The sequence below is a fragment of the Streptomyces sp. NPDC014676 genome (assembly GCF_043084105.1).
In the GTDB taxonomy this organism is placed as follows: domain Bacteria; phylum Actinomycetota; class Actinomycetes; order Streptomycetales; family Streptomycetaceae; genus Streptomyces.
In genome coordinates, this window is record NZ_JBIBZI010000004.1 from 287,600 (window position 1) to 310,621 (window position 23,022).

Sequence of the window (23,022 nt, forward strand, 5' to 3'; positions counted from 1 at the left end):
ATGACTACTCCACCCGACGACCGCTCCTTCCGCCGGGAGATGGCGACCGCCTACCGGTCCGGATGGCACTTCATCGATCTGGTCACCGCCATCCCCCACAGTGGTGACTCGTTGATGGTGACCGTCTTCGGTGAGCCGGTCGTCGTCACCCGCGACGAGGACGGGGACGTACGGGCGTACCGGTGCCTGCGGCGACCCAGGGGGGCGCCGAAGCCCGTGCGGTGTGCCATCCGGTACGGAATGATCTTTGTGAACCTGGACCAGCGGGACCATCGGCAGGCGGAGTCGGACTCCCCCGTCCCCCGGACCATCTCGGCCACCCCCCGCAGTGCCTGACGCGATTCCCCCGTCGTAAAAGATCGCGCAGGTGCTTCCCCCCGCAGCGGCGTCACCGTGACCTGAACACGGTGACGCCGCTGCAGTTTTCCAGGACATTTCCGGGTATCGACCCGATCGAGTGATGGCCAAAAGCCATCGCTCGGCGTACGAACCGCGGGGAACCCCTCATCCCCGCCCCATCGCGCGCGTGAGCGCGATCTCGATGACCACCCGCGACGGATTCGGCCGCGGCGTCCGCCCGTAGCGCTCCGCGTACCGCCGCTCCGCCTCGGCGACCCGCTCCCGCTCCGCACGGACCACCGCCCGCCCCTCCAGCGTCGCCCACCGCCGGCCGTCCACCTGGCACACCGCGACGAGCGCGCCTTCGTCCCCCGCGGCCCGCACGTGCCGCACCTTCGCGCTGGACCCGTTCGCGACCACCCGGGCCAGGCGCGCCCCCGGGTCGTACGTCACCGCGACGGGCACCACGTGCGGGGTGCCGTCCGGACGGAGGGTGGTCAGTGTGCACAGGTGCTTCTCGCGCCAGAAGCTGAGATACGGCGTGTCCGGATCGCCCGGATCCACCGAGTACGAGGTGGCCATGGACCGGAACTTAGTCCCCGCCGCACTCCCGTCCACCACCTTGAGTGGAATAGACTCAAGTTTGTGTACGCTGACCGAGTCAGCCGCGAAGGCCGCTGAAGGGTCACCGCAAGGAGGAGAACGGACACGTGGACGCCGAGCTGACCAACCGGAGCCGGGAAGCGATCCAGGCCGCGGGCAACCGGGCCGTGACCGAGGGGCACCCCGACCTCACCCCCGCCCACCTGCTGCTCTCCCTGCTCACCGGGCAGGAGAACGAGAACATCACGGACCTGCTCGCCGCGGTCGACGCCGACCAGGCCGCCGTACGCTCCGGGGCCGAGCGCGTCCTCGCCGGCCTGCCGAGCGTCACCGGGTCCACCGTCGCACCGCCCCAGCCCAACCGTGAACTGCTCGCCGTCATCGCGGACGCCCAGTCCCGCGCCCGCGACCTCGGCGACGAATACCTCTCCACCGAACACCTCCTCATCGGCATCGCCGCCAAGGGCGGAGCCGCCGGCGAGGTCCTCACCCGGCAGGGCGCCACCGCCAAGAAGCTCCAGGACGCCTTCCAGAAGGCCCGCGGAGCCCGCCGCGTGACCACCGCCGACCCCGAGGGCCAGTACAAGGCCCTGGAGAAGTTCGGCACCGACCTGACCGCCTCCGCCCGTGAGGGCAGGCTCGACCCCGTCATCGGACGCGACCAGGAGATCCGGCGCGTCGTCCAGGTGCTGTCCCGCCGCACCAAGAACAACCCGGTGCTGATCGGCGAGCCCGGCGTCGGCAAGACCGCCGTCGTCGAGGGCCTCGCCCAGCGCATCGTCAAGGGCGACGTCCCCGAGTCGCTGAAGAACAAGCGGCTCGTCGCCCTCGACCTCGGCGCCATGGTCGCCGGCGCCAAGTACCGCGGCGAGTTCGAGGAACGCCTCAAGACCGTCCTCGCCGAGATCAAGGACTCCGACGGCCAGGTCATCACCTTCATCGACGAACTCCACACCGTCGTCGGCGCCGGCGCCGGCGGCGACTCCGCCATGGACGCCGGCAACATGCTCAAGCCCATGCTCGCCCGCGGCGAACTCCGCATGGTCGGCGCCACCACCCTCGACGAGTACCGCGAACGCATCGAGAAGGACCCGGCCCTGGAGCGCCGCTTCCAGCAGGTGCTGGTCTCCGAGCCGACCGTCGAGGACTCCATCGCCATCCTCCGCGGACTCAAGGGCCGCTACGAGGCCCACCACAAGGTCCAGATCGCCGACAGCGCCCTCGTCGCCGCCGCCACCCTCTCCGACCGCTACATCACCTCCCGCTTCCTCCCCGACAAGGCCATCGACCTCGTCGACGAGGCCGCCAGCCGCCTCCGCATGGAGATCGACTCCTCACCCGTCGAGATCGACGAACTCCAGCGCGCCGTCGACCGCCTGCGCATGGAGGAACTCGCCCTCGGCAAGGAGACCGACGCCGCCTCCCTCGAACGCCTGGAGCGCCTGCGCCGCGACCTCGCCGACAAGGAGGAGGAACTGCGCGGCCTCAACGCCCGCTGGGAGAAGGAGAAGCAGTCCCTCAACCGCGTCGGCGAACTGAAGGAGAAGCTCGACGAACTCCGCGGCCAGGCCGAACGCGCCCAGCGCGACGGCGACTTCGACACCGCCTCCAAACTCCTCTACGGCGAGATCCCGGCCGTGGAACGCGACCTGGAAGCCGCCTCCGAGGCCGAGGAGGAGGCCGCCCAGGACACCATGGTCAAGGAGGAGGTCGGCGCCGACGACATCGCCGACGTCGTCGCCTCCTGGACCGGCATCCCCGCCGGCCGCCTCATGGAGGGCGAGACCCAGAAGCTGCTCCGCATGGAGGACGAACTCGGCAAGCGCCTCATCGGCCAGACCGAGGCCGTACGCGCGGTGAGCGACGCCGTACGGCGCTCCCGCGCCGGCATCGCCGACCCCGACCGCCCCACCGGCTCCTTCCTCTTCCTCGGCCCGACGGGCGTCGGCAAGACCGAGCTGGCGAAGGCCCTCGCCGACTTCCTCTTCGACGACGAGCGGGCCATGGTCCGCATCGACATGTCGGAGTACGGCGAGAAGCACTCCGTCGCCCGCCTCGTCGGCGCGCCCCCCGGCTACATCGGCTACGAGGAGGGCGGCCAGCTCACCGAGGCCGTCCGCCGCCGCCCCTACAGCGTCGTCCTCCTCGACGAGGTCGAGAAGGCCCACCCCGAGGTCTTCGACATCCTGCTCCAGGTCCTCGACGACGGCCGCCTCACCGACGGCCAGGGCCGCACGGTGGACTTCCGCAACACCATCCTCGTCCTGACGTCCAACCTGGGCAGCCAGTACCTGGTCGACCCGATGACCACCGAGGCGGAGAAGAAGGAACAGGTCCTGGAGGTGGTCCGGACCTCCTTCAAGCCCGAGTTCCTCAACCGCCTCGACGACCTGGTCGTCTTCTCGGCCCTCACCAAGCCCGAACTGGCACGCATCGCGAGGCTCCAGCTCGAGTCCCTCTCCCGCCGCCTCGCCGAACGCCGCCTCACCCTGGACGTCACCCCCGAGGCACTGGAGTGGCTCGCCGAGGAGGGCCTGGACCCCGCCTACGGCGCCCGCCCGCTGCGCCGCCTCGTCCAGACCGCCATCGGCGACCGCCTCGCCAAGGAGATCCTGGCCGGCGAGATCAAGGACGGCGACACGGTCCGCGTGGACCGTTTCGAGGACGGGCTGCTGGTGGGCCCGGCGACCGGCAAGTCACTCTGAGTGACGGTTCCGTTTTCGGGCCCGATGTCCCCCCGGGACGTTGGGCCCGAGCCGTACCGGGTACCCCGGCATTGACCGGATCGAGTCAGCCCACGGCTGACAGGCCCGTCGGGGCTTGCCACCCCCCTCCCCGCATGGGGGAGGATGGCGGGATCCGTACGAAGGGAAATTCACGGTGACCATCGACCCGTCCTCGATTCCGAATTTCGGGGGCCAGCCCGAGCCGCAGCCGCAAGGACCGGCGGGCCCCGTCGTCCCGGATCAGGACCTCGTGAAGCAGCTCCTCGACCAGATGGAGCTCAAGTACGTCGTCGACGACGAGGGTGACCTCGCGGCGCCGTGGGAGCAGTTCCGCACCTACTTCATGTTCCGCGGTGAGGGCGACCAGCAGATCTTCTCCGTCCGGACGTTCTACGACCGGCCGCACCAGATCGACGAGAAGCCGCAGCTCCTCGAGTCCGTCGACGACTGGAACCGGCGCACGCTGTGGCCCAAGGTCTACACCCACACCCACGACGACGGCACGGTCCGTCTCATCGGTGAGGCCCAGATGCTGATCGGCATGGGCGTCAGCCTGGAGCACTTCGTCTCGTCGACGGTGAGCTGGGTGCGGGCCGCGATCGAGTTCGACAAGTGGCTCGTCGAGCAGCTCGGCCTGGAGCAGGAGATCAACGAGACGGACGACAAGCCCGAGGACGACGAGTAGTCCGTCCCTGAGCAGGGCGTTCCGGCGGGTACGGCGACGTACGCGGCGGGGCGCGGAGAGAGCCCGGCCCGGACACCGACCGTCACGGTCGGCCACCGGGGCCGGGCTCTTTCATGGCCGGCTCCGTCACTTGCGCGGTCGCGGCCTGGAAACCTGTCAGCTCTCGTAGTGGTAGCGGCACTGAGCGATCAGGACGCTGTCCTCGGCGACCTTGTAGACCAGACGGTGCTCGTCATTGATGCGGCGCGACCAGTAGCCCCGGAACCCGTGCTTGAGCGGCTCCGGTTTGCCGATGCCCTCGTTGCCGTTCCGGACGATGTCCGCGATGAGGGTGTTGATCCGCTTCAGGGTCTTCCGGTCCTGGAGCTGCCACCACGTGTAGTCCTCCCAGGCGCGGGAGGAGAAGGTGATCTTCATGTGCGGCCTTTACTCGTCGGTCGTCAGCTCGCGTACGGTGCCGCCACCGTTTTCCAGCTCGTCGATGGACGCGAGCAGCCGCCGGGCGTTCGCCGGGCTTCGCAGCAGGTAGGCCGTCTCCTTCAAGGACTCGTAGTCCTCGAGGGAGACGATGACGACCGGCTCGTGTCCGGCCCGGGTGATGACGACCTCTTCGCGGTCGTCGGTGACGGAGTTGAGCACCTCGGCGTACCGCGCGCGCGACTCGGAATACGACATGGTCTTCACGATCGACCTCCTAGACGTACAGAAAATTGTACGTCAGTTGTGTGATGAGGCAACCGTGAGACCGCGGGGACCGGGGCCGCTCACTCAAGGGCGAGCCCTTCCACGGGTACGTCTGCCCATACCGTCTTGCCCACGGGCCGGCGCGGCGCCCACCCCCAGCGCACGGCCAGGGCCTCCACCAGGAGCAGTCCCCGGCCGGACTCGCCCTCGGGGTATGACGAGGGCGCGGACGTGGGTGGCAGCTTCGTGGCGGCGGCGTCCGCCACCTCGACCCGCACCAGGCCCGCCGCCGCGTCGAGGGCGAGCCGCAGACCGACGTCACGTCCGGGGACCCGGCCGTGCCGCACGGCGTTCGCCGCGAGTTCCCCGACGACGAGGGCGACCGCGCACGACACGTCCGACGCGGGCGGATGACCCCACGCCTCCATGCACCGGACGGCGAAACGCCGGGCGAGCTGTGCGCCGCGTGGTGAGGAGGTGAACTGTGCGGCAGCCGAGGTGGTCGTTCCTGTGAGCACGGCTTGGTCCGTCCTTCTCTGTCGAGCTCGGGTCATCTCGTGGCGTACGCGATTCATCACGTTCTGTACCCAAGGTTCGTCCGATCGCTTTACGCTCAACAGGGGGCGCAGTATTACCTTTCAGGCCATAAGGAACGGAAGTGACGCTTTGGCCAACGCAATTGACCCCAGTGCGTCGATGGCGGCGCTGTTCGGCGCACGGGTGCGCAGGCTCCGTACGGCGGCCGGACTCACCCAGGCCGAACTCGGCGCCAGGACGCACGTGGTGGGCACGCGGATCACGCAGATCGAGCGGGCGTCCGGGGCGAAACCGACGCTGGAACTGGCGCGGTCGCTGGATGCGGCCTTGGGTGCGGACGATCTGCTCGTCGAACTCTGGCCGTACGTGTACCGGGAGGCGTTTCCGGACTGGTCGCGGAGGTTCATGGAGTACGCGGAGCGGGCGGTGGACATCCGCGAGTACGCGGCTCATGTGGTCCCTGGCTTGTTGCAGACCGAGGCATACGCACGAGCTGTGCTGAAAGTCGGTCGAACGCTCGGCAGCGAAGAGCAATTGGAAGAGCGGGTCAGCGCTCGCATGGGGCGGCAGAAGCGCCTTGGTACACCTGACCGCCCCGAGCTGTGGGTGGTCCTCGACGAGGCGGTTATCAGACGTCCGGTCGGCGGCTGGCCGGTGATGTGCGAGCAGTTGGAGTGGCTGCTCGGAACTGCGAAGGAGTTCCACACCACCGTGCAGGTACTGCCGTTCGATCAGGGCGAGCACGAGGCCATGGGCGGATCGCTCACGGTTCTCACTCTGCCGGACGGATCAGAGGTCGCCTACACGGAAGGCGCGCACTATGGCCAACTCATCGAGGATCCGGACGAGGTGAGGCGGTTCTCCCTGACCTACGATCGGCTGCGGGCGGCAGCTCTGCCCCCGCTCATGTCGCTCGACATGATCCGATCCGTGAGGGAGGACAACCACTATGGAGCGAAGGTCCCGTCCCGATCTGAACGGCGCCGCCTGGCGCAGGAGCAACTACAGCAACCAGGAGGGCGGCAACTGCGTGGAGGTGGCGGACGGATTCCCCGGCGTCGTCCCCGTCCGCGACAGTAAGGCCCCGCAGGGCCCGGCGCTGTGCTTCGAAGCCGTCTCCTGGACCGCGTTCATAGGCGAGTTGAAGACCGATCGTCACCGCGTCTGAGTCAACGGGGCACCGGTCGCAGGCCCTTGTACGGGTCCGCCGGTGCCTCGTCCGCGAGGGGCCGGTGGGCCACTGACCTCCCCGAAGAACCGGGGGAAAGAACTACCCGCCCGCCCACCCTCCCGGCCGGAAGGCCCGCGTCACTCGTGCGAGTGACCGGCTTGCAGGCACGGAATGCGGGCGGCTACGTTCGCCGCAACAACGCAGACAAATGCGGCCCCCGCCCAGGATTCGCCGTCCCGGAACGAGGGCCTCACCGATCAGGAAGAAAGCACCTTCCCGATGGCTGACCCGCAGTCTAACGCGCTCCTGCGCGCCGACGCCGGAACCCCGACCTCCGGCGTGATCCACGTACGCACCCGCCTCACCGCCGACTTCACCGTGATCTCCAACGCCCTCGCCCAGCGGCGCGGCAGCGCGGTCACCATCGGCGTCGCGGTGTACATCCTCTCCCTGCCCACCGGCACCCCCGTCTCCATCGCCGCCCTGTGCGCGCACTTCACCGAGGGCGAGATCCTGATCTCCCGGGCCCTGCGGGAGCTGGAAGCCGCCGGGTATCTGGAACGCCGCCGCGAGCGTCTGCCCACCGGGCAGATCCGCACCCGGACCTACTTCTACGACGTACCGGACGGGCCACCTGAACCACCTGCCCCGCGAGGCCCCCGGAAGCGGCCCGCCACCGCACCGGCCACGGCCGTGCCGGAGATGCCACAGCCCGCCGCCACGGAGCCGACGCCGTCCCTCGCCGACGCCGACCCCCAGGCCATCGCCGTACTCACCGCACTGCAACGGGTCGACCCCCGCCTCGTCCTGTCCGTACAGGAAGCCGCACGGCTGGCGCCGGCCGTCTCCCGGTGGCTCGCGGCGGGACTGGGGAGGGTGCGGATCGTCAAGCTGCTGACCGAGGGCCTTCCCGATCACCTCCTGACCCGTCCGGCGGGCATCCTCGCCTACCGCCTGCGCGAAACACCACTGCCCCTCCCGCCGCCCTCACCGACCCGCCGCGACGAACGCCCCACCGTCCTCCCCTTCCAGACCTGCGACGGCTGTGACAAGGCGTTCCGCGCACCGGAACCCGGACAGTGCCGAAGCTGCCGGTCGGGGAGCCGTCTCCATGCCGCCTGCTGAGCCGACGGGCAGGTGTGCGACCGGTCCCCGGACGGGAAACCTGATGTGCGACGATGCGAAATCGAGCAGCGGCCTCGACGGACGGAGGAGGTGGGGCATGACCGACCGGTTCAGGGACGGACTTCTGACTCCCACGGAAACGGCCTCCTACCTGGAGATTCCGCAGTCGACGCTCACCTCGTGGCTGAAGGGCAGGGCCGCCGGGGCGCCGCTGGTCCACCAGGTGGAACCACTGCGCAAGGGACAGCCCTCGGTGCCGTTCATCGCGGTGGCCGAGGCGCACGTTCTCCGCTCCCTCCGCACCCTGGGGCTGCGGATGAGCGAGATCAGGGAAGCGGCCACCGCCGTACGGGACGCCTTCGACACCCCTTACGGCCTTGTCTCGAAGCGGATCGCGACGGACGGCGTGGACATCTTCGTCGAGCACGGGCTGGGGGATCTTCGCAGGGCCCGGGACGGTCAGGCGCCCATCCACGAGGTGGTCTCCGGCTACCTCCGCTACCTGAACTGGGAGCCCGACGACGACTTCCCCTCCAGCCTGCGGCTCAGGCAGTACCCGGAGTCCGTCCCCGTGGTGATCGACCCGAGGTTCGGGCAGGGGCGGCCTGTCGTGGCCGCCAACCGCGTCGCGGTCAAGGCCATCACCGACCTCTGGGAGGCCGGGGAGAGCGTCGAGGACATCGCGTACGACTTCGACATGACACCCGAGCAGGTGGACGCGCTGTGCAGGGCAGTGGTGCGCCTTGCCGCCTGAGTTCTTCCTCGACCGCAATCTCGGACGTCGCGTCGCGGAAGGGCTGAAGGCGTGCGGCTGGACCGTTCACCGCATCGGGGACGTCTTCCCCGACGACGCACAGGACATCGCCGACGAGGACTGGATCGCTCACGGCCTCGACCAGTCATGGGTGCCGATCTCCAAGGACGGCCGGATCAAGAGCCGGGATCTGGAGATCCGACCGGTGCTCGAACGGGAAGCGGTGCTGTTCTACCTCGACAACCAGCAGCTGCGCAGTATCGAGATGGTCGAACGGCTCGACGCACACCGCGAGGCGATTCACCGGGCCGTGGCCAGGGGCGGTCCCGCGGCCTACGCGGTACGACGTGACCGCATCGAGCGCACCTGGCCGTGAAGGGGATCGCCTGAGGGCGAGTGACCGCGCTCAGCGGGCCCCGGCGGCCTTGAGGCGGTGGGCTGCCTCCTCCAGTACCGAGCGCTTCTTGCAGAAGGCGAAGCGGACGAAGGGGGCGCCCATGTCGCGGTGGTCGTAGAAGACGGCCGTGGGGATGGCGACGACGCCCGCGCGTTCCGGGAGGGCGCGGCAGAAGGCGATGCCGTCGGTCTCGCCCAGGGGGCGGATGTCGGCGGTGATGAAGTACGTGCCGGAGGGGCGGTGGACGGTGAGGCCCGCTTCCTCCAGGCCGGCCGCCAGGAGGTCGCGCTTGGACCGCAGGTCGTCCCGGAACCCGGTGAAGTACGACTCCGGCAGGGCGAGGGCTTCGGCGATCGCGTACTGGAAGGGGCCCGCCGAGACGTAGGTGAGGAACTGCTTGGCCGAGCGGACCGCCGTGACCAGTTCCGGGGTGGCCGTGATCCAGCCGACCTTCCAGCCGGTGAAGGAGAAGGTCTTGCCCGCGCTGGAGATGGTCACCGTGCGGTCGCGCATGCCGGGGAAGGTGGCCAGGGGGACGTGTTCGGCGTCGTCGAAGACCAGGTGTTCGTAGACCTCGTCCGTGACGACGAGCAGGTCCCGTTCCACCGCCAGCTCGGCGATCGCCGTCAGCTCCTCACGGGTGAGGACCGTGCCGGTCGGGTTGTGCGGGGTGTTGATCAGCAGCAGGCGGGTGCGGTCGGTGACGGCGTCGCGCAGTTCGTCGAGGTCGAGGCGGAAGCGGCCCTCGTGGGGGCGGAGGGTGACGGGGACGCGCCGGCCGCCGGCCATGGCGATGCAGGCCGCGTAGGAGTCGTAGTACGGCTCCAGGGCGATCACCTCGTCGCCGGGTTCCAGCAGCGCCAGCAGGGCGGCCGCGATGGCCTCCGTGGCGCCGGCGGTGACCAGGACCTCGGTGTCGGGGTCGTACGAGAGGCCGTAACGGCGTCGCTGGTGCGCGGCGACGGCGGTGCGCAGTTCGGGGACGCCGGGGCCCGGCGGGTACTGGTTGCCGCGGCCGTCCCGCAGGGCCCGTACGGCGGCCTCCCTGACCTCCTCGGGGCCGTCGGTGTCGGGGAAGCCCTGGCCCAGGTTGAGGGAACCGGTCCGCAGGGCCAGGGCGGACATCTCGGCGAAGATCGTCGTCCCGAACTCGGCGAGCCGGCGGTTCAGGAGAGGGCGCGCGCTGGAGGTCATGGCGGTCATCCTGCGCCGAGGCTCCGGGGTTCCTCAACCCGCCTTCGCGGAGGAGCCTCCGCAGGGAGGACGGGTCAGGGGGCGAGGCACGACACCCCGGGCGCCGTGGCCGGGTCGAGGAGGGAGTCCGGGTCGAGGGCGCCCTTCGGGTCGGCGGCGATGTCGTCGACGGCGGTGGGGGCCTCGGTCAGGCAGGTGACCGTCCCCACGGGGTTGTCCACCGCGGTGGCGGGAGCCGTCGAGGCCGTCACGCCGACGGCGGCGAGCAGAACCGGGGCGATCAGGCGCAGGGGAACGCGCATGCGGGATTCTCCGTTCTCTTCGGCACGCGGGCGTCACGGGACACCCGGGTGGATGGATAACCCGCCGTGCCGGGCATGGCCGCACACCCCACCCCAACGGCGGAGCCGCGGACCGGTCCGGCACCCCAACGGCGGAGCCGCGGACGGCCCGGTGAGACCCGGACGGTCCCCGAACCGCCCTTCCGTACAGATCAGGAGTGGTCTCTCCGACGGGACCCTCAGAAGTTGCTCAACTCTGCTTTGGGCCGCGTGGGGGGAGGGCATCTCCCGGTCACACACGTGAGCGAGGCGCCCACGGGGGGCCGCTTCGGGGGATCACGGGGGAACGAAAGGAGGGTGACGCCATGGTCGTCGGCATCATCCTGGCGGTGCTTCTCGTGCTGGTGGTCGCGGTCGTGAGCGCTGCGCGCAGGCCCGCGCGGCGGGTGGGCGCCGGCCGTCGCGGCAAGGGCCGCGACAGCTGGTGGGCGGGAGGCGGCGGAGGCAGCGGCGGGTCCTGCTCGTCGGGTTCCGCCGGGGGATCGTCCTGCGGGGGCGGCTCGTCCTGCGGAGGCGGGTCGTCCTGCGGGGGCGGCGGCGGATGCGGTGGAGGAGGCGGCTGACACGGGGCAGCCCGCCTCCGCATCGGGGGATGACGCATCCGCGACGGCGGGGTCCGCACCTGGGCGGACCCCGCTGTGCCGTTCCTGGGCGGACCCCGCCGTGCCGTTCCGGGGCGGGGTCCATCGGCGTACGCCGTCACTTCGGGGCGCGCACCGAGGTTGAACAGGTGAGCTGAGGAGCCCCCCAAGGGATGGAAAGGCCGCGAAGTTGGGTAAAAACGCTGTGGTGGCACCACAGTTCATGATTGCCTATAAATCGCCGACGCAGCCCTCGGACTCCCCGCGGACCCTTCTTCCGGCCGGGCGACCGGGCTGACGGGCCGAGTCCCCCGGCGCGACCGGGGTGCGCGACACCCCTATCTCCCTCTCCTTGTGTGCCAGCGGAGCCGATCCATGCTCACGACCCTGAACACCTCCTATTCCGACACGCGCGCGGCCGACCTCGCCTGGGCCCTGGGACGCGAGCCGCTTCCCGCGCTGGCCACGCTCGATCTCGAACTGGCCGGAAGAAAGGTTCAGTTGAGACTGCTCGGCGCATCCCACCAGGTGCTGCTGGAGGAGGAGCGAGGCCTCTGCTCGGAGACGGTGGCGTGCATTCCGGGCAGCAGGACGCCGCTTCCGCTGGGCGTGGCCAAGCGGGTGGACGACTGGGAGTACGAGTTCGCCGCCCGGGTGGAGGTGTTCTCCCCGGGGTCCTTCGCGGGCCGTGCCCAGGAGCTGCTGGCCCTGGTCTCCGACCATCCGCAGGGTCTCGCCGGGGTCTTCCCCGGCAGTCCGCACGCGTTCACGGCGATGCTCGCCCAGAGCCATGAGGGCCAGGTGCACTGGCGGACCTGGCACGCCTACCCGCAGGACGGGCAGCTCGTGGCGACGCGGACGAGGGTGGGGGTGCGGGTGAGGCCGGCCGGGGAAGTGGTTGCTCGTACCAATATCGGGCAGGCGTAAACAAAGACCACACGTGTGGGTGACGTTGCGGGGCGGGGGTGTGACGTAACGTCACTGGGGTGATCGAGCCGCAGGCCCCCGCACCGCCCGGTTCCGCGCAGTCCTGGGACGGGCCGGGCGGCCCCGCCGGCGGCGCGGGGAGCGCGCTGCGGCTGCCGGTGCGGCAGGGCACGGGGAGGTTCCTGGTCCTCACCGGTGTGTTCGTCTGTGCGGCCTGCGGACTCGTGTACGAGCTGGAACTGGTCGCGCTGGCCACGTATCTGATGGGTGACTCGGTCGCCCAGACGTCGGTCGTGCTGTCCGTGATGGTCTTCGCGATGGGCATCGGCTCCCTCGCCGCGAAACGGCTGCGGCGGCACGCGGCGGCCGGGTTCGGCGCCGTCGAGGCGGCCCTCGCCCTCGTCGGCGGGTGCAGTGCGATGGCGCTGTACGCCGTGTTCGCCTGGACGGGTGACTGGGGCGGGGTGTGGGCGAGCGGCCCGCGTGCGCTGCTGGTCGCCTTCTCCCTCGCCACCGGGCTGCTGATCGGGGCCGAGGTGCCGCTGCTGATGGAGCTGATCCAGCGGATCCGCCGGCAGGACGCGGGCCGCGCGGTGGCCGACCTGTCCGCCGCGGACTACGTCGGCGCGCTCGTCGGCGGGCTCGCCTTCCCCTTCCTCCTCCTGCCGCTGCTCGGCCAGTTGACCGGCGCGCTGATCACGGGTGCCGTCAACGCGGTCGTCGGCGGGGCGCTGGTGCTCGGGCTGTTCCGGCAGGACCTCACGCGGCGCGCCCGCCGGCTGCTGGTCGCCGTCAACGTGTGCGTGCTCGCGGTCCTCGCCTCGGCGGCCGTCCTCGTCGACGACTTCGAACGGGCCGCCCGGCACGCCATGTACGGCTCCGACGTACGGGTGGCCCTGCAGACGGACGTCCAGGAGGTGCTGCTCACCGGCGGGCGGGACGGGCGGCCCCTGAACCTGTTCCTCGACGGGCGGCTGCGGGTCTGCGGCCGGGACGAACTCCGGTACCACGAGGCGCTGGTGCACCCCGCCATGTACGGGCCGCACACGCGCGTGCTCGTCCTCGGCGGCGGCGACGGGCTGGCCGTCCGCGAGGTGCTGCGCCACACCGGGGTGCGCCGGGTCGACGTCGTCGAGATCGACGCGGACGTGGTGCGGCTGGCCCGCCGCGATCCGGCGCTGTCCACGCTGAACGCGCACGCCCTCGACGATCCGCGCGTACGGGTGACCACCGCGGACGCCTTCGACTGGCTGCGCGGGGCGCCCCCGGCGGCGTACGACGTCGTCGTCTCGGACCTGCCGCATCCCGGGATCACCGCGAGCACCAAGCTGTACTCGCAGGAGTTCTACGGGCTGGCCCGGCGGGTGCTGGCGCCCGGCGGGCGGCTCGTGGTGCACGGGGGCGCGGTGGCGACCCGCCCCCGCGACTTCTGGACGGTGGACGCGACGCTCCGCGCGGCGGGGCTGCGTACCGCCGTGTACCGGGTGAGCGGGCGGCGGGCCGGCTTCGCCGCCGGGCCCGACCGGGGGGCCACGGCCACCGCCCACGCCCACCGCGACTGGGGGTTCGTGCTGGCCGCCCGGAACGTTCCGGTACCCCGTCTCGACCCCGCCGGGCCGCGTCCGCACACCCTCACCGACGCCTCCCTCGCGGCGGACGTCCGGGCGGCGGAGCGCACCCGGGTCACCGGTCCGCCGCCGTCCACGCTGGTGCACCCCAGGTACTCCGGCTGAGCCCCCTACTACGTTCCGCGCCGACGCGCCGCGACTTCCCGCCGACGGGGGTGCGGTCCGGTGTCGCGTGGGTAGGCTCCGCACTCATGGAGCACGAGGTGTTCGTTCCGGTCGAGGCGGAGCGGCTCAGGGAGGTGCTGGACGACCCCGCGCGGGTCGCCCGGGCGGTGCCCGGGCTCCAGCACGACGCCGGCGCGGATCCCGTCGCCGGGCGGCTGAAGATCCGCGTCGGCGGCCACTCCGTCACCTACCGGGGTGCCGTACGGGTGTCCGCACGGGACGACGGTTCCTACGCCGTCGAGGGCGAGGCGGCGGAGGCCCGCGGCAGCGGCTCGGTGAAGCTCGCGCTGCGGCTGCGGCTGCGGTCCGTGGAGGGCGGTACCGCTCTCACCGTCTCGGGTACGGCCACGGCCGACGGCCGGGTCATGGGATTCCCGGCGGACGCGGTGGCCTCCGCGGTGGCCCGCCTGCTGAACCGTTTCGCGGAGAACCTGGGGGCCGACGCGGCGGAGCGGGGCTCCGGTGAGCCGGAGTCGCCCGAGTTGTTGTCGACGGGGGACTTCGAGCCGCGGGCCACGGCCGACTTCGAGACCACGCCGGACGCGGAGGACGCGGCTGTGCCGGCGCCCGGTGATCCGGCGTCCGCTCCGGACGTGGAGGACGTTCCGTCGGCTGCTCCGGACGCGGAGGACGTTCCGTCGGCTGCTCCGGACGCGGAGGACGTTCCGCCGTCCGTCTTCGACGCGGAGGTTCCGGCGTCCTCCTTCGAGGCGGACGACGACTCCGTGGCCGAGGCGGCACATGCGCGGCGGACGATGATCGGCCGCAGTGCGGAGGAGGTGGACCACGCGCCGCCGCGCGGGCGCTACGCGCCCGTCCCCGCGCCGCAGACGGTCGCCTCCGTCACGCCCCTGCGGTGGGCCGCGCCGGCGGCGGCGCTGGCGGTCGCCTCGGTGGTCGTCGCGGTCAGGGCGCTCCGCAGGCGCCGCTGAGGTGCCGTTGCGTCGGTGCCGGGCGGGGGTGTTCGCGTGACCCGGCGCTGGCGGGGTGCCGCTGCGCCCACCCGTGCCGCCCTGCGGCACGACTGCCCGCAGCTACGGCGTTCCTGCGCCCACCCGTGCCGCCCTGGGGGTATCTCCCAGGCCTTTAAGGCACTGGGGAAGGCACGGCTGCCCGCGGGAACGGGTGGTGTGTGGCTGTCCGCGGTGGGCGGGGAGTCGATGGGGCGACGTTCTTTTGATCGTCCCAGTAGGGTCGTCGCGTGAGTGACGGAGAGATCACGCTGACCGCGGGTGACGCGGAGGTGACCGTGCTGCCGGGGAACGGCGGACGGGTCGGAGGGCTGCGGGTCGGGGGCGTCGAGCTGCTGCGGCAGGGGGAGCGGTTCGGGTGCTTCCCGATGGTGCCCTGGTGCGGACGGATCCGTGACGGACGGTTCCGGGACGGCGCGACCGTGCAGCAGATGCCGCTCAACGCCCCGCCGAACGCCATCCACGGCACCGCCCGCGACGCCGCCTGGCGCACCGCCCGCACGAGCACCGACGAGGCCGTGCTCACGTACGACCTCGTCGAGCCCTGGCCGTACTCCGGGCGGGTCACCCAGCAGATCGCGCTGACCGGGGACTCCCTGACGCTGACGATGGGCGTGGAGACGTACGAGTCGTCCTTCCCGGCGCAGATCGGCTGGCACCCGTGGTTCAACCGGAACCTCGGGGGTGAGGACGTCGCGATCGACTTCACGCCCGCCTGGCAGGAGGAGCGGGGGGACGACCACCTGCCGACGGGCCATCGGGTCGACCCGAGGCCCGGACCGTGGGACGACTGCTTCGGGATGCCCGGCGGCGTCGACGTCACCCTCACCTGGCCGGGTCAGCTGGAGGTCAAGGTGACCAGCCGGGAGGAGTGGGTCGTGGTCTACGACGAGCAGCACGAGGCCGTGTGCGTGGAGCCGCAGACCGGGCCGCCGAACGGGCTGAACACCCACCCGCGCCTGGTCACCCCGCTGGAGCCGCTGGAGGCCTCGACGACCTGGACCTGGACCCGCCTCTAAGCTGGCTTCCATGACGGACGTACGCGGCGCGCTGCTGCAGCAGATCAAGGACAAGGCCGTGGTGCACGGCAAGGTGACCCTCTCCTCCGGTCTGGAGGCCGACTACTACGTCGACCTGCGCCGCATCACCCTCGACGGCGAGGCCGCCCCGCTGGTCGGGCAGGTGCTGCTGGACCTGACCGAGGGGCTGGAGTTCGACGCGGTGGGCGGGCTGACCATGGGCGCCGACCCGGTGGCGGCCGCCATGCTGCACGCCGCCGCCGCGCGCGGCCGGAGGCTGGACGCCTTCGTCGTCCGCAAGGCCGCCAAGGCGCACGGGCTGCAGCGGCGCGTCGAGGGCCCGGACATCAAGGGCCGCCGCGTCCTCGTCGTCGAGGACACCTCCACCACCGGCGGCTCCCCGCTCACCGCCGTCGAGGCCGTGCGCGAGGCCGGGGCGGAGGTCGTGGCCGTCGCGACGATCGTCGACCGGGCGACCGGCGCCGCCGAGAAGATCCAGGAGGGCGCCGGGGTGCCGTACCTGTTCGCCTTCGACAAGGACGAGCTCGGCCTCGACTGAGGCCACCCGGGTCCGACATCCCGCCGCATAACGACTTGACCTGCGCCGTCGACCGGACGGGCAAGTCTGGGAAGATGGCCCCGACAACGACGTCGCATCCAAGGTTCCAGGTCAGGGCCGACCGTACGCAGTACGCCACACCGCACGCATAAGGAGCGGACAGATGCCCATCGCAACCCCCGAGGTCTACAACGAGATGCTCGACCGGGCGAAGGCGGAGAAGTTCGCCTACCCGGCCATCAACGTCACCTCGTCCCAGACCCTGCACGCGGCACTGCGCGGCTTCGCCGAGGCGGAGAGCGACGGCATCGTCCAGATCTCGACGGGCGGCGCCGAGTTCCTGGGCGGCCAGCACAAGAAGGAGATGGTGACCGGCGCGGTCGCGCTCGCCGAGTTCGCGCACATCGTCGCCGAGAAGTACGACGTCAACATCGCCCTGCACACGGACCACTGCCCGAAGGACAAGCTCGACGGGTACGTCCGCCCGCTGCTCGCGCTGTCCGAGGAGCGCGTCAAGGCCGGCCGCAACCCGCTGTTCCAGTCCCACATGTGGGACGGCTCCGCGGAGACCCTCGCCGACAACCTCTCCATCGCCCAGGAGCTCCTCGAGCGCGCCCGCGCCGCGAAGATCATCCTGGAGGTCGAGATCACCCCGACCGGCGGCGAGGAGGACGGCGTCTCGCACGAGATCAACGACTCCCTCTACACCACGGTCGACGACGCCGTCCGCACCGCCGAGGCCCTCGGCCTCGGCGACAAGGGCCGCTACCTGCTCGCCGCGTCCTTCGGCAACGTGCACGGCGTGTACAAGCCGGGCAACGTCGTCCTCCGCCCCGAGCTGCTGAAGGAGCTCAACGAGGGCGTCGCCGCCAAGTACGGCAAGCCGGCCGGCTCCCAGCCGTTCGACTTCGTCTTCCACGGCGGCTCCGGCTCCACGCCGGAGGAGATCCTCACCGCGCTGGAGAACGGCGTCGTGAAGATGAACATCGACACCGACACCCAGTACGCGTTCACCCGTCCGGTCGTCGACCACATGTTCCGCAACTACGACGGCGTCCTGAAGGTCGACGGCGAGGTCGGCGACAAGAAGACCTACGACCCGCGCACCTGGGGCAAGCTGGCCGAGGCGTCGATGTCGGCCCGCGTCGTGGAGGCCTGCCAGAACCTGCGCTCCACGGGCACCCGCCTCAAGTAACACCTCCTGGAGTGTGAGCCCGGTACCGCACGTGGTGCCGGGCTCTTCCGTATGCTCGCCGCATGCCCGACGTCCGGCTGGCCTCCCCGCAGGGCAGGTGGATCCTGCTCACCACGGTCCTCGGCTCCAGCATGGCCCTGCTGGACTCCACCGTGGTCAACGTCGCCCTCCCGCGCATCGGCCGCGACCTCGACGCCGACCTCGCCGCCCTCCAGTGGACCGTCAACGCCTACATGGTCACGCTGGCCGGGCTGATCCTGCTCGGCGGGGCGCTGGGCGACCGGTACGGACGGCGGAAGGTGTTCGTCGTCGGCGTGCTGTGGTTCGCCGCGGCCTCCCTGCTGTGCGGCATCGCCCCGAACGCCGGCGTCCTCATCGCCGCCCGTGCCCTCCAGGGCGTCGGCGGGGCGCTGCTCACGCCCGGCTCGCTCGCCCTCATCCAGGCCACCTTCCACCCCGACGACCGGGGCCGCGCGGTCGGCCTGTGGTCCGGCTTCGGCGGCATCGGCGCGGCCGTCGGACCGTTCGTCGGCGGCTGGCTGGTGGACGGACCCGGCTGGCGCTGGGTGTTCCTCCTCAACGTGCCGCTCGCCCTGCTGTGCGCCCCCGTCGCCGTACGCCACGTGCCGGAGTCGACGGGCGGGGAGCACGAGGGCCGGTTCGACGTCCTCGGCGCCGCGCTCGGCGCGGTCGCCCTGGCGCTGGTGACGTACGCGCTGATCGAGGCCGGCGAGGGGTCCCTCGTGGTCGCCGTCTCCGCGGTCGCCGGGTCGGCCGCCGCGGTCGCGTTCGTCCTCGTCGAGAAGCGCCGCCCGCACCCGATGATGCCGCTCGACATCTTCGCCTCCCGGCAGTTCACCGCCGTCAACCTGGTCACGCTGTGCGTGTACGCGGCGTTCGGCGGGTTCTTCTTCCTCGCCGCGCTCCAGCTCCAGGTCGTCGTCGGCTGGTCCGCCCTCGCCGCCGGTACGGCCCTGCTGCCCACGACCGCCCTGATGCTGCTGCTCTCCGCCCGCTCCGGCGAACTCGGCGACCGCATCGGCCCGCGCATCCCGCTCACCGCCGGACCGCTGCTGTGCGCCGCCGGGATGCTGCTGATGCTGCGCGTCGGGCCCGGCGCCTCGTACGCCACCGAGGTGCTGCCCGCGCTGCTGGTGCTCGGCCTCGGCATGGTCACCCTGGTCGCCCCGCTCACCGCGACCGTCCTCGCCTCCGTGGACACCGCGCGGGCGGGCCTGGCCAGCGGCATCAACAACGCCGCCGCCCGCGCGGCCGGTCTCGTGGCCGTGGCCGCGCTGCCGCTGCTCGCCGGGATGGGCCCGGAGGCGTACCGGCTCCCCGACGCCTTCGACGACGCGTTCCGGCGGGCGATGGTGCTGTGCGCGGCCGTCCTGGCGGCCGGATCGGCGATCGCCTGGGCGACCGTGCGCCGCCCGGCCCCCGACTGCCCGCATCCCGAGTGCCACACTCACGGCAGTGTGGCGGTGCCCCCGCTGGAGGCGGGGGAGGAGGGCGGGAGTCCGCCCCGCTGATGTACGAGACTGGACCCATGTCGATTCACGAGAACCTCCTCGGGGGCCCGCCCCCGACCCACCTCCCCGACGACCCGGGCCCGCGCGAGCTGCTCGCGTCCGGCGCCTCTCCCGCCGACGCCGCCGCCCGGTACCCCACCTCCTCGCTGGCCTGGGCCCGGCTGGCCGACGAGGCCTTCGAGCGGGGCAGCGTCGTGGAGTCGTACGCGTACGCCCGCACGGGCTACCACCGCGGACTGGACGCGCTGCGCCGCAACGGCTGGAAGGGCCACGGCCCGGTGCCGTGGGAGCACGAGCCCAACCGCGGCTTCCTGCGCGCCCTGCACGCCCTCGCCCGCGCCGCGCAGGCGATCGGTGAGCAGGAGGAGTACGAGCGCTGCGCGCAGTTCCTGAAGGACTCCTCGCCGACGGCGGCCCAGGTCCTGGGCTGACCGGCTGACCTGTGATGTCTCCGGGGCCCGCCTGTGAGCAGGCGGGCCTTGCGGTTCCGGGGGACGATTGCGCAGGATGCACCGTGGGGACCGGGGCCCCCGTGCCGGTAACGGCAGGGGCGGACCGCTACCCGGAGTACAGGTACAGGAGACAGCGATGTCCCACGAGGCTCACGAGCAGCCCGAGACCCCGCATCTCGACTTCCAGGGAACGACCCCCTACGAGGACTACGTCAAGGCCGACGTCCTCACCCACCTGCAGCACACCCTCTCCGACGATCCCGGAGAGATGGTCTTCCTGGTCACCACCCAGGTCATGGAGCTGTGGTTCACCGTCATCGTCCACGAGTGGGAGACCGCGGCGAAGGCACTGCGCCAGGACGACATCCCGGTCGCGGTCGACGCGCTGAAGCGGTCCGTACGGGAGCTGGAGGCGCTGAACGCCTCCTGGAAGCCGCTGAGCGGGCTCACCCCGGCGCAGTTCAACTCCTACCGCGGCGCCCTCGGTGAGGGCTCCGGCTTCCAGTCGGCGATGTACCGGCGCATGGAGTTCCTGCTCGGCGACAAGTCCGCGTCCATGCTGGTCCCGCACCGGGGCGCGCCGCGCGTGCACGCCGAGCTGGAGAAGGCGCTGCACGAGCCGAGCCTGTACGACGAGGTGCTGCGGCTGCTCGCCCGGCGCGGACACGCCGTCCCGGACGACGTGCTGCGGCGCGACGTGTCACGGAAGTACGAGCCGTCGGCGCAGGTGGAGGCGGTCTGGACGGCCGTCTACGCGGGCGACGAGCGGGACGAGGTCGCCCGTCTCGGCGAGGCGCTGACCGATGTCGCCGAACTGGTGTGGCGCTGGCGCAACGACCACCTGGTCGCCACCCGCCGCGCTATGGGCGCCAAGACCGGTACGGGAGGCTCCGCCGGGGTGGCCTGGCTGGAGAAGCGGGCGCAGAAGAGCGTGTTCCCCGAACTGTGGACGGCGAGGTCCTATGTCTGAGCTCACGACGAAGGCGGAGAAGCTGGACGCCTCCGACGAACTGGCAGCCAAGCGCGCCGAGTTCGTCCTCGACGACGTGGTCTACCTCGACGGCAACTCGCTGGGCGCGCTGCCCGTCGTCGTGCCCGGCCGGGTCGAGGACGTGGTGCGCCGGCAGTGGGGCGAGCTGCGGATCCGGTCCTGGACCGAGGGCGGCTGGTGGACGGCGCCGGAACGGATCGGCGACCGGATCGCGCCGCTGGTCGGCGCGGCGGCCGGGCAGATCGTGGTCGGCGACTCGACCAGCGTCAACGTGTTCAAGGCACTGGTGGGCGCGGTGCGGCTGGCCCGGCTGACCGGCCCGGAACGGGACGAGATCGTGGTCGACGCGACCACCTTCCCCACGGACGGCTACATCGCCGAGTCGGCGGCCCGGATGACGGGCTGCACGCTGCGTCCGGTGCCCCCGTCCGAGGTGCCGGGCGCGCTCGGCGACCGTACGGCCGCCGTGCTGCTCAACCACGTCGACTACCGCACCGGGCGGCTGCACGACCTGCCGTCGCTGACGGCCGCCGTGCACGCGGCGGGGGCGGTGGTGGTCTGGGACCTGTGCCACAGTGCGGGCGCGCTGCCGGTCGGCCTGGACGAGCACGGCGTGGACCTGGCGGTCGGCTGCACCTACAAGTACCTGAACGGCGGGCCCGGTTCACCGGCGTTCCTGTACGTGCGCGCGGACCTCCAGGACCGCTTCGACTCCCCGTTGCCGGGGTGGAACTCGCACGCCGAGCCCTTCGGGATGCGTGCGGAGTACGAGCCGGCGGCGGGCGCGGTGCGCGGGCGGGTCGGCACCCCGGACATCCTCTCCATGCTCGCCCTGGAGGCGGCCCTGGAGGTCTGGGACGGGGTGACGGTCGAGGCGGTGCGGGCCAAGTCCCTCGCGCTGACGGACTTCTTCCTGGAGTGCGTCGAGGAGTACGTGCCCGAGGGGCGGGTCGCGTGCGTGACGCCGCGTGCGCACGGGGAGCGGGGCAGTCAGATCGCCCTGCGCTGCCCGGACGCCGGGGACGTGATGGAGCGGCTGATCGAGCGGGGCGTGGTCGGCGACTTCCGCCGGCCGGACGTGCTCCGCTTCGGCTTCACCCCGCTGTACGTCGGCTTCGCGGACGTGGAGCGGGCGGCGCGGGTGCTGGCGGAGGTGCTGGCGTAGTCCTCCGGGGCCGGGGGGTGACGTCGTCGTACGGTGTCGTCCCCCGGGTCCGCTGACCGAGCGTGACATCCGCATGTCGGCGCACGTGGGCGTGCTGATACCGTCCCGGCCGAACGGCCGCGTTCCCGCATGGTCCGTCACTTACTTGGTACCGCTGAGAGGTTGGAGCAATGACGGACGACATCGCAGCCGCCCGGGCCGCCGCCGAGGAGGAGTCGGCCTTCTCCCACCCGCCCGTGGACCCCGACACCACGGTGGCGTACGGCGACGACCCGGACCAGGTCGTCGACTTCTACGCGCCGCGCGGGGAGGGCGGGCCCGCGCCGGTGGTGGTCGTGCTGCACGGCGGTGCCTGGCGGGCGCCGTACGACCGGCGCCACATCAGCCCGTTCGCGGCCTTCCTGGCCGGGCGGGGATTCGCCGTGGCCAGTGTGGAGTACCGGCACGGGGCGGGGGAGCCGGGCGGCGGCGGTGGTCCGGTCGCGGGACGGTGGCCCGACACCTTCGACGACGTGGCCGCCGCGCTGGACGCGCTGCCGGGGCTGATACGGGAACGGGTGCCGGGGGCCGACCCGCGGAGGATCGTGCTCACCGGGCACTCGGCGGGCGGGCACCTGGCGCTGTGGGCCGCCGCGCGGCACGTCCTGCCGGCGGGCTCCCGCTGGCGCACGGACGAGCCCGCACCGCTGCGCGGCGTGGTCGGGCTCGCTCCGATCGCGGACCTCGAGGTCGCCGACAAGCTGGACGTGTGCGGGGGCGCGGCGCGGCAACTGCTGGGCGGAGACGACCACTTCGCCGAGCGCCGGCCGCACGCCGATCCCGGGCTGCTGCTGCCCACCGGGATCGCCACCACCCTGGTGCAGGGGCGTACCGACGTCGTGGTGCCGCAGGCGGTCGCCGAGGCGTACGCGGAGGCGGCGGCGAAGGCGGGGGAGGTGGTGGGGGTGACGTTGCTGGAGGACGTGGGGCACTTTCCGCTGATCGATCCGGGGGCGGACGCGTGTGCGGTGGTGGCGGAGGAGATCGCGCAACTCGCGTGGTGAGCTTGGGTCGGGCCTCGGCCCGGTCATACCCCTGTCGGGCCTCGGCCCGGTCATACCCCTAGTACCTGAGAGCTACCCCGCAGGTGAGTCCTCCGGCGGGACGCGGGTTACCGGCGACGCTCCGTAACTTCCCTTTCTCGTAAGCCCGATGGGCGGGCGGAAGAGGGAGGTGCGGCCACCGTGGTGCGCGAGCGTGAGGGGTGCCCGGCGTGGGGGTGGGCCGGGGGCGGGTTGCGCT

The 23,022-nt window shown here is 71.8% G+C and carries 25 protein-coding genes; 19 read left to right on the forward strand and 6 right to left on the reverse strand.

Features of this window, described 5'->3' with window-relative positions; genetic code table 11:
- A complete protein-coding gene (locus ACF1DX_RS13950) occupies positions 1–336 on the forward strand; it encodes a hypothetical protein (RefSeq protein WP_391791409.1) in 336 nt (111 codons plus the stop codon).
- Between the two features lie 168 nt (positions 337–504).
- Here the strand turns inward: ACF1DX_RS13950 and ACF1DX_RS13955 are convergent, their stop codons facing one another.
- Positions 505–921 carry a pyridoxamine 5'-phosphate oxidase family protein gene (locus ACF1DX_RS13955; protein ID WP_391791410.1) on the reverse strand — a complete coding sequence of 139 codons (417 nt, stop codon included), beginning with the start codon at positions 919–921 and terminating at the stop codon, positions 505–507.
- Between the two features lie 128 nt (positions 922–1,049).
- Between ACF1DX_RS13955 and clpB the strand changes: the two genes are divergently transcribed.
- Entirely contained in the window at positions 1,050–3,647 is a 2,598-nt protein-coding gene (clpB, locus tag ACF1DX_RS13960; protein ID WP_391791411.1) for an ATP-dependent chaperone ClpB, read from the forward strand.
- 175 nt (positions 3,648–3,822) lie between these two features.
- Positions 3,823–4,353 carry a YbjN domain-containing protein gene (locus ACF1DX_RS13965; protein WP_030862980.1) on the forward strand — a complete coding sequence of 177 codons (531 nt, stop codon included), beginning with the start codon at positions 3,823–3,825 and terminating at the stop codon, positions 4,351–4,353.
- Between the two features lie 156 nt (positions 4,354–4,509).
- Here ACF1DX_RS13965 and ACF1DX_RS13970 read toward each other — a convergent pair whose 3' ends face one another.
- The 3 genes from ACF1DX_RS13970 to ACF1DX_RS13980 form a co-directional block, all read right to left on the reverse strand.
- On the reverse strand, positions 4,510–4,770 hold the full coding sequence (locus tag ACF1DX_RS13970; RefSeq protein ID WP_391791412.1) for a Txe/YoeB family addiction module toxin: 261 nt from the start codon (positions 4,768–4,770) through the stop codon (positions 4,510–4,512).
- 9 nt (positions 4,771–4,779) lie between these two features.
- Positions 4,780–5,037 (reverse strand): type II toxin-antitoxin system Phd/YefM family antitoxin, encoded by a 258-nt coding sequence (locus tag ACF1DX_RS13975; protein WP_030862985.1) that lies wholly within the window; start codon positions 5,035–5,037, stop codon positions 4,780–4,782.
- An 80-nt stretch (positions 5,038–5,117) separates the two neighbouring features.
- Complete coding sequence (locus ACF1DX_RS13980; protein ID WP_391791413.1) at positions 5,118–5,555, reverse strand: ATP-binding protein; 438 nt, start codon at positions 5,553–5,555, stop codon at positions 5,118–5,120.
- A 178-nt stretch (positions 5,556–5,733) separates the two neighbouring features.
- On the opposite strand from ACF1DX_RS13980, the gene ACF1DX_RS13985 reads away from it, so the two are divergent.
- The 5 genes from ACF1DX_RS13985 to ACF1DX_RS14005 all read left to right on the forward strand — a co-directional run bounded on the left by ACF1DX_RS13985 (position 5,734) and on the right by ACF1DX_RS14005 (position 9,000).
- Positions 5,734–6,654, forward strand: a complete 921-nt coding sequence (locus tag ACF1DX_RS13985) for a helix-turn-helix domain-containing protein (protein WP_391791414.1) — start codon at positions 5,734–5,736, stop codon at positions 6,652–6,654.
- Positions 6,611–6,742, forward strand: coding sequence for a DUF397 domain-containing protein (locus tag ACF1DX_RS13990; RefSeq protein ID WP_391791415.1), 132 nt, complete (start codon positions 6,611–6,613; stop codon positions 6,740–6,742). Before ACF1DX_RS13985 ends, ACF1DX_RS13990 begins: the two co-directional genes overlap by 44 nt.
- Before the next feature lie 282 nt (positions 6,743–7,024).
- Complete coding sequence (locus tag ACF1DX_RS13995) at positions 7,025–7,870, forward strand: hypothetical protein (protein WP_391791416.1); 846 nt, start codon at positions 7,025–7,027, stop codon at positions 7,868–7,870.
- A gap of 97 nt (positions 7,871–7,967) precedes the next feature.
- Complete coding sequence (locus ACF1DX_RS14000) at positions 7,968–8,624, forward strand: DUF433 domain-containing protein (RefSeq protein WP_391791417.1); 657 nt, start codon at positions 7,968–7,970, stop codon at positions 8,622–8,624.
- The gene (locus ACF1DX_RS14005; protein ID WP_391791418.1) at positions 8,614–9,000 is read left to right on the forward strand and encodes a toxin-antitoxin system, toxin component, PIN family protein; all 387 of its coding nucleotides are present in this window, start codon (positions 8,614–8,616) and stop codon (positions 8,998–9,000) included. The genes ACF1DX_RS14000 and ACF1DX_RS14005 overlap by 11 nt, the downstream gene beginning before the upstream one ends.
- A gap of 30 nt (positions 9,001–9,030) precedes the next feature.
- Here the strand turns inward: ACF1DX_RS14005 and ACF1DX_RS14010 are convergent, their stop codons facing one another.
- Both ACF1DX_RS14010 and ACF1DX_RS14015 read right to left on the reverse strand, forming a co-directional pair.
- The gene (locus ACF1DX_RS14010; RefSeq protein ID WP_391791419.1) at positions 9,031–10,224 is read right to left on the reverse strand and encodes a pyridoxal phosphate-dependent aminotransferase; all 1,194 of its coding nucleotides are present in this window, start codon (positions 10,222–10,224) and stop codon (positions 9,031–9,033) included.
- Between the two features lie 65 nt (positions 10,225–10,289).
- The gene (locus ACF1DX_RS14015; RefSeq protein ID WP_391791420.1) at positions 10,290–10,517 is read right to left on the reverse strand and encodes a hypothetical protein; all 228 of its coding nucleotides are present in this window, start codon (positions 10,515–10,517) and stop codon (positions 10,290–10,292) included.
- A 995-nt stretch (positions 10,518–11,512) separates the two neighbouring features.
- Here ACF1DX_RS14015 and ACF1DX_RS14020 point away from each other — a divergent pair.
- The 11 genes from ACF1DX_RS14020 to ACF1DX_RS14070 all read left to right on the forward strand — a co-directional run bounded on the left by ACF1DX_RS14020 (position 11,513) and on the right by ACF1DX_RS14070 (position 22,784).
- Positions 11,513–12,064 carry a DUF2617 family protein gene (locus tag ACF1DX_RS14020; protein WP_391791421.1) on the forward strand — a complete coding sequence of 184 codons (552 nt, stop codon included), beginning with the start codon at positions 11,513–11,515 and terminating at the stop codon, positions 12,062–12,064.
- 59 nt (positions 12,065–12,123) lie between these two features.
- Positions 12,124–13,797 (forward strand): polyamine aminopropyltransferase, encoded by a 1,674-nt coding sequence (locus tag ACF1DX_RS14025; protein ID WP_391791422.1) that lies wholly within the window; start codon positions 12,124–12,126, stop codon positions 13,795–13,797.
- An 86-nt stretch (positions 13,798–13,883) separates the two neighbouring features.
- Positions 13,884–14,789: an SRPBCC domain-containing protein gene (locus tag ACF1DX_RS14030; protein WP_391791423.1), complete on the forward strand. Its 906-nt coding sequence runs from the start codon at positions 13,884–13,886 to the stop codon at positions 14,787–14,789.
- A gap of 269 nt (positions 14,790–15,058) precedes the next feature.
- A complete protein-coding gene (locus tag ACF1DX_RS14035) occupies positions 15,059–15,847 on the forward strand; it encodes an aldose 1-epimerase (RefSeq protein ID WP_391791424.1) in 789 nt (262 codons plus the stop codon).
- Positions 15,848–15,857: 10 nt separating this feature from the next.
- The gene (gene pyrE, locus ACF1DX_RS14040) at positions 15,858–16,406 is read left to right on the forward strand and encodes an orotate phosphoribosyltransferase (RefSeq protein ID WP_391791425.1); all 549 of its coding nucleotides are present in this window, start codon (positions 15,858–15,860) and stop codon (positions 16,404–16,406) included.
- 163 nt (positions 16,407–16,569) lie between these two features.
- Positions 16,570–17,601, forward strand: a complete 1,032-nt coding sequence (gene fbaA / locus ACF1DX_RS14045; protein WP_391791426.1) for a class II fructose-bisphosphate aldolase — start codon at positions 16,570–16,572, stop codon at positions 17,599–17,601.
- 62 nt (positions 17,602–17,663) lie between these two features.
- Complete coding sequence (locus ACF1DX_RS14050; RefSeq protein WP_391791427.1) at positions 17,664–19,133, forward strand: MFS transporter; 1,470 nt, start codon at positions 17,664–17,666, stop codon at positions 19,131–19,133.
- A 17-nt stretch (positions 19,134–19,150) separates the two neighbouring features.
- On the forward strand, positions 19,151–19,564 hold the full coding sequence (locus ACF1DX_RS14055) for a DUF3151 domain-containing protein (RefSeq protein WP_391791428.1): 414 nt from the start codon (positions 19,151–19,153) through the stop codon (positions 19,562–19,564).
- Positions 19,565–19,721: 157 nt separating this feature from the next.
- Positions 19,722–20,555 carry a tryptophan 2,3-dioxygenase family protein gene (locus ACF1DX_RS14060; protein ID WP_391791429.1) on the forward strand — a complete coding sequence of 278 codons (834 nt, stop codon included), beginning with the start codon at positions 19,722–19,724 and terminating at the stop codon, positions 20,553–20,555.
- On the forward strand, positions 20,548–21,741 hold the full coding sequence (gene kynU / locus ACF1DX_RS14065; protein ID WP_391791430.1) for a kynureninase: 1,194 nt from the start codon (positions 20,548–20,550) through the stop codon (positions 21,739–21,741). Before ACF1DX_RS14060 ends, kynU begins: the two co-directional genes overlap by 8 nt.
- Positions 21,742–21,911: 170 nt before the next feature.
- Positions 21,912–22,784 carry an alpha/beta hydrolase gene (locus ACF1DX_RS14070; protein WP_391791431.1) on the forward strand — a complete coding sequence of 291 codons (873 nt, stop codon included), beginning with the start codon at positions 21,912–21,914 and terminating at the stop codon, positions 22,782–22,784.
- Positions 22,785–23,022: the final 238 nt, after the last annotated feature.